6 protein-coding genes and 1 pseudogene are annotated in these 4,832 nt (G+C 45.9%); 3 read left to right on the top strand and 4 right to left on the bottom strand.

All coding sequences use genetic code 11. The features are described from left to right. Positions 1-42: 42 nt before the first annotated feature. A complete protein-coding gene (locus tag ACKFKF_RS34340; RefSeq protein ID WP_446871846.1) occupies positions 43-423 on the bottom strand; it encodes a GUN4 domain-containing protein in 381 nt (126 codons plus the stop codon). Positions 424-452: 29 nt separating this feature from the next. On the opposite strand from ACKFKF_RS34340, the pseudogene ACKFKF_RS34335 reads away from it, so the two are divergent. Then, positions 453-1,143 (top strand): annotated as a pseudogene (locus ACKFKF_RS34335) (IS1 family transposase). On the opposite strand, the gene ACKFKF_RS34330 reads toward ACKFKF_RS34335, so the two are convergent. Next, positions 1,123-1,656, bottom strand: a complete 534-nt coding sequence (locus ACKFKF_RS34330; protein ID WP_446871845.1) for a hypothetical protein — start codon at positions 1,654-1,656, stop codon at positions 1,123-1,125. The pseudogene ACKFKF_RS34335 and the gene ACKFKF_RS34330 overlap by 21 nt on opposite strands. Before the next feature lie 142 nt (positions 1,657-1,798). Between ACKFKF_RS34330 and ACKFKF_RS34325 the strand changes: the two genes are divergently transcribed. Together ACKFKF_RS34325 and ACKFKF_RS34320 are read left to right on the top strand one after the other, a co-directional pair. Next, positions 1,799-2,350, top strand: a complete 552-nt coding sequence (locus tag ACKFKF_RS34325; RefSeq protein WP_446871844.1) for a helix-turn-helix domain-containing protein — start codon at positions 1,799-1,801, stop codon at positions 2,348-2,350. Then, the gene (locus tag ACKFKF_RS34320) at positions 2,311-2,706 is read left to right on the top strand and encodes a transposase family protein (RefSeq protein ID WP_446871843.1); all 396 of its coding nucleotides are present in this window, start codon (positions 2,311-2,313) and stop codon (positions 2,704-2,706) included. Before ACKFKF_RS34325 ends, ACKFKF_RS34320 begins: the two co-directional genes overlap by 40 nt. 65 nt (positions 2,707-2,771) lie before the next feature. Here ACKFKF_RS34320 and ACKFKF_RS34315 read toward each other — a convergent pair whose 3' ends face one another. Together ACKFKF_RS34315 and ACKFKF_RS34310 are read right to left on the bottom strand one after the other, a co-directional pair. After that, positions 2,772-3,098 (bottom strand): hypothetical protein, encoded by a 327-nt coding sequence (locus ACKFKF_RS34315; protein ID WP_446871842.1) that lies wholly within the window; start codon positions 3,096-3,098, stop codon positions 2,772-2,774. A gap of 133 nt (positions 3,099-3,231) precedes the next feature. Further along, positions 3,232-4,794, bottom strand: a complete 1,563-nt coding sequence (locus ACKFKF_RS34310; RefSeq protein WP_446871841.1) for a TonB-dependent siderophore receptor — start codon at positions 4,792-4,794, stop codon at positions 3,232-3,234. Positions 4,795-4,832: the final 38 nt, after the last annotated feature.

Below are 4,832 nucleotides of genomic sequence, written 5' to 3'. Positions count from 1 at the left end.
TTCACTAATTTCCTCGTGTTTGTTGGGTTTCACCTACTTCTGTCAGGCAACCAGGAGGACTACACTAAACCCCACAACCACTACCATAAATAAGCCACTCAAACACGGGAGGTGTCCCCTTAGAGCTTGGGTGCTGAAAGTTGCCTGGCTGTATTCTATCTGTTCATTGTTCACACGCCAACCCACCTGAGCGCCAAAGCATTGCCAATTCTTCTCATCATACTGTCCATCGGGTTTACCGCCACAGTTTTCAACGTAAATCTTTCTTTGCACACTGAATCCAAATTTGCCACTGCTGTTATCTACCCAAAGGCGATCGATCCTCCTAAAAACATAACAGGGAAAGTTCTTGATACTGTCACTATCAAGCCAACCTTCCCTTTCTCGATTTGCCACTTTCAACATCAAATTAGGGCGTTGCATAATGGAGGGATGAATGAGGGTGTTGTACTATGCAGTGTCGATACTGTGGGTCTACTGAGGTTCGCCAGAACGGGAAACGACGAGGCAAGCAAAATCATATCTGTCGCGCCTGCGGTCGCCAATTTATTGAAGGCTATGACCCACCCAAAGGCTACAGCGCAGCAACCAAGCAGGATTGCTTGATGCGTTACGTCAACGGCATGGGATTTCGCGCGATTGAGCGCTGTACTGGCGTGCATCATACAACCGTGATTCATTGGGTCAAGCAACTCGGACAGCAACTGCCGGATGCCCCACAGGAGTCGGAGATTCCAGAGGTGGGAGAACTCGACGAACTAGAAACCTTTGTCGGGTCAAAAAAAACAAAATTTGGATCTGGACAGCCGTGAACCATTTCCGGGCGGGCATTCTCGCTTGGGTGGGGGGAGTCACAGCGCAGAGACGTTCAAACCCTTGTGGCAGATTGTCTGTTGCTGGCATTGCTACTTCTATGTCACCGATGGCTGGAAGGTTTATCCCGGTTTTATTGAGGAAGGCGACCACCTTGTGAGCAAGACGTACATGACGAGAGTCGAAGGCGAGAATACCCGCTTACGTCACGACTTAGCTCGATTGCATCGCCAGACCTTGTGTTACTCCAAGTCGGTCGAAATGCTAAAGCATTCGCTGCGATTGCTCCTCCATTACCTAAAGTATTGGTCAATACCCGTACTCACTTGATTCATCCCTTTGTTCAGCAACGCCCAAATTAGTAGTCTCCTGGTCAGCCTCTTTCCATTTCCCGGCTTTCAGAAATCCCTCTAATTCAGAGTAATCGACATTGATTAGTTGGCTAACAACGCTCACTCCCACCACTCCCACGCCTGCTGGAATTGCCCATTGGAGAACTTGCCTTCGGGTTAGTGAGCGGGATTTAGAAGCAGTCTTAGAGGATTCTGCTGTTCGCGGTGGTTCTGGTTGAGGGGGAGACGTTCTGGTGTGGCGCTGAATTCCCAGATTTTGCAGGGCTTCGATCGCCTCCATATCCTGCCCAGAAGCTGCTGCTAATATCCTAATCCATAGTTGCTGTGCTAGATCCCAATCTAGGTTTCTCTCAGCACGATAGGCATCATTTTTCAGAGTTGCAATGTCGGTAAGGCTGGCGTGTTGCAGCATCAAGATCAAGTGCGATCGATTGAGTGGTTCTGCGATCGTGTAAGGAGTTTGCCTAGCTCTGGCTAAATGGTGATTCACTAGTTCGGGTACTCGATGTTCAAGATACTGGTTGAGTCGCTCGACAGTAGCACATCGACCGCGAATGCCCAATAGATGTATCCAGAAATTAAATTGCGTTAAAAAAAGAGGGTAAAACGAAGTTTTCGTCGCCTATCCCTCCATGAAAAAACTCCTTGATTATATCCAGATTCACCCCCCAAAAACTCAATCGTTGCTAGGCATCAGTTTTGAGGATTTCCAACCATTGAACGAACAGGTCAAACAAGCTCAGGCTCAAAATCAAGCCCAACTGGAAGCAAAAAAAGTGCGGGTGAACGCCAAGGGAGCAGGACGACCCGCGCAACTGAGCCTGTACGAAACCATGGGATTGTGTCTGGTCTATCTGCGGCACGATCCCACGTTTGAAGGGTTGGGGATGCTGTTCGAGGTCTCAAAAAGTGAAGCGCATCAGACGTTCCACGAGGGACTGAAACTTCTGCGACAGGTATTGCCCGCCAGTTTGTTCGAGGAGTATGGGCACGATCCCTATTTGTGGTCGGTGGTGCAGGAATTATTGCAAGCGGAAGTGCTGCTGTGTGACAGCACAGAACAAGCCAGAGACCGTCCAGGTGACGACGCTGCCCAGAAAATCTGTGACTCAGGTAAAAAGCAACAGCACACGCAAAAACCGGAGTGCTCGGCACCGCAGACGGACAAGCGCTTGTCGATGTGATTGCAGGAGTGCCAGAACCGACGGCCGACATCCAGCTTTTGCGGCAACACCAAGCGCGCCTCGATCGCACCCAGCGATATCGAGGGGATAAAGCCTATCAAGGAGCCGATCGCACCCTCACCCCCCACAAAAAGCCGAGAAACCGAGAACTCACGGAAGCCCAACGTGCAGAAAACCAGGTAATTTCGGGTCAGCGCATCTTCATCGAACACCTGATTCGTCGCTTAAAGGTCTTTCGGATTCTCACCCATCGGTTTCGCCTGCATTCGCAGCGCTATGAAGCAGTAATGTTGACCATTTGTGGGCTGGTGAGATTGCGATTAGGCAGGCTTGATTTCACGAATTACGACTTTTGAAATCAGGAGAAAGCTGATGATTTAAGCCACGCGATGTTGAACAATGGTTTCTGTTAGAAACTGCCTCAACCCGTGATGCTATCGTTCTGGAACAATCCTGGTGAAATGACCTCAAACCCAGGAGTAGTCTCGCTTGTAAATTCTCGGAAAGGTCTAATGCTGAGGGCGATGAGAGGGTCTAGTGTGAGCATCGGATTTAATGCAACAATGCGCTGTGGTACAAATGGAATACAGGTTTTACCAAATACATGCTGAATCATTCGACACTCAGAAGTAGGTGTCAACGAAGCATTGGTTTTTTGGGTAATAGGTTGGTAGCAAGCTGTAATTAGAAAGAAAGAAAAAACCATTAGAAAAAATGGCTTTGCGAATTGATATTTCAGATTTTTCATCACCAAACTCTTGTGATTATCAACCATGAATTTGCTGGATACAGCCAACCAGGTGCAGTTTTTCCATGCCTTAAGTACTATAGGACTTACTACAGATTAACTGTACCCCTTGAATTCTAGCTAATAGTATTAGTTAGAAAGTCAAACTGATAGAGCCAGTGATAGTAAATGGTCTACCTCTTTCAATTAAACTATCACCGTTAGCAAAGTCACTATAATCTAAATCAAAGAGATTCCGAACATTGATCGCCGCCCTAAACCTATCTCGGTTATAGTAGAGGACTGCATCGGTTCGTAGATAATCCCGCAATTGAAACGAGTTAGCTGAATCACCTTGTCGCTCACCAACATAAAATAGTCCTGCGCCAAATCCTAAGCCTTTCAAGCTACCTTCTTGAATTTCATAAGTTGTCCAAAGGCTTGCTTGATTTAGTGGCACATTGCCTAATCGGTTGCCGACAGGAATACTATTATCTTGAGTGACTCTTGCATCGGTATGAGCATAGGAAGCGATGACTTTCCAACCAGGCAGTATTTCACCAACAATATCTAGCTCAATTCCTCGACTTCTTGCTTTTCCGGTTTGAACGGAGAAACCTTCCGCAGCTAATACGGGGTCAGGATTAGGTGTCAAGATGTTTGACTGCGTGATCTGATATGCAGCTAATGTCGCCGAGAGCTTACCATCTAAAAAGTCCGTTTTAACCCCTACTTCGTATTGAATTCCTCTGGTAGGCTTGAGAGGCTCATCGCCAGGGTTAAACGCATTAGTCGGTTTAAAGGACTGACTGTAGCTAGCGTAGAGCGAGATTTCTTTGCTAGGTTGATAGACTAAACCAATGCGAGGGCTAAAGGCGCTGTCTCGCGCTACTGGTTCATCTACTGTATTTCCTGCTGTGCCAAAGTCTAGTATCTGAAAATCATACGTTGTCCAGTCATAACGACCGCCTATTAGCAATTTCAGGTTGTCGCTTAAAGCCATTTGATCCTGAAGATAAACTCCATAACTTAAAGTCTTCAAGTCAAATTTGCGCCAAGGAACAAAGTCAAGAGATGGAATATTGTAATTAGGATTGAGAATATCAAAATCGGGTACAGGTGTTGAACTACGAAATCCTGTAAGCGGACTATGGATGTAGTTAATATCAAAACCTGCTAGAATTTGGTGTAAAACTGAGCCAGTATTAAATTTACCTAACAAATCAATTTGCCCAAAATAGTTGTCATACCTGTATTGCTGATCGGGGGCACGGAAACCTGGTATAACACGATCATCTACTGGTGGCAAAAATAATGAAGACCGCCTATCCCTGTATATGTTGTTCAGAGATATAGCGATGTTATTGCGAATTTGCCAATTATCGTTAAATCTGTGATTTAGGATATAGCCAAATCTGTTTGTAGTAGCACCGAGTTCAGAGAGTCCAGGATACCCAACATAAAGGTTTCGAGGTTGTAATCTACCATCACTGAGTCGGAAAGCTGGAACAGGTCGAGAATCTTCAGTGGGTCCAATATAGTCATAGTATAAGTCTAGGTCAGTTTGATCACTTAATCTAAATTTAATTGAAGGGGCGATAGTAGTTCGCTCAATGTTTACAAAATCTTGGAAAGTGCCCGTATTTTGATAACTGGCAATAAAACGGTAAAGCACATTGCGATCAGCCGTTAGTGGACCTGATACAGCATTTTTCAAGTAGATGTAGTACGATTAACTAGTCAGTGTCAGTAGAA

It is taken from the genome of Phormidesmis sp. 146-12 (assembly GCF_052939495.1).
Note: the sequence above shows the minus strand (reverse complement) of the source record. Positions and strands in the feature narration are given on the sequence as shown.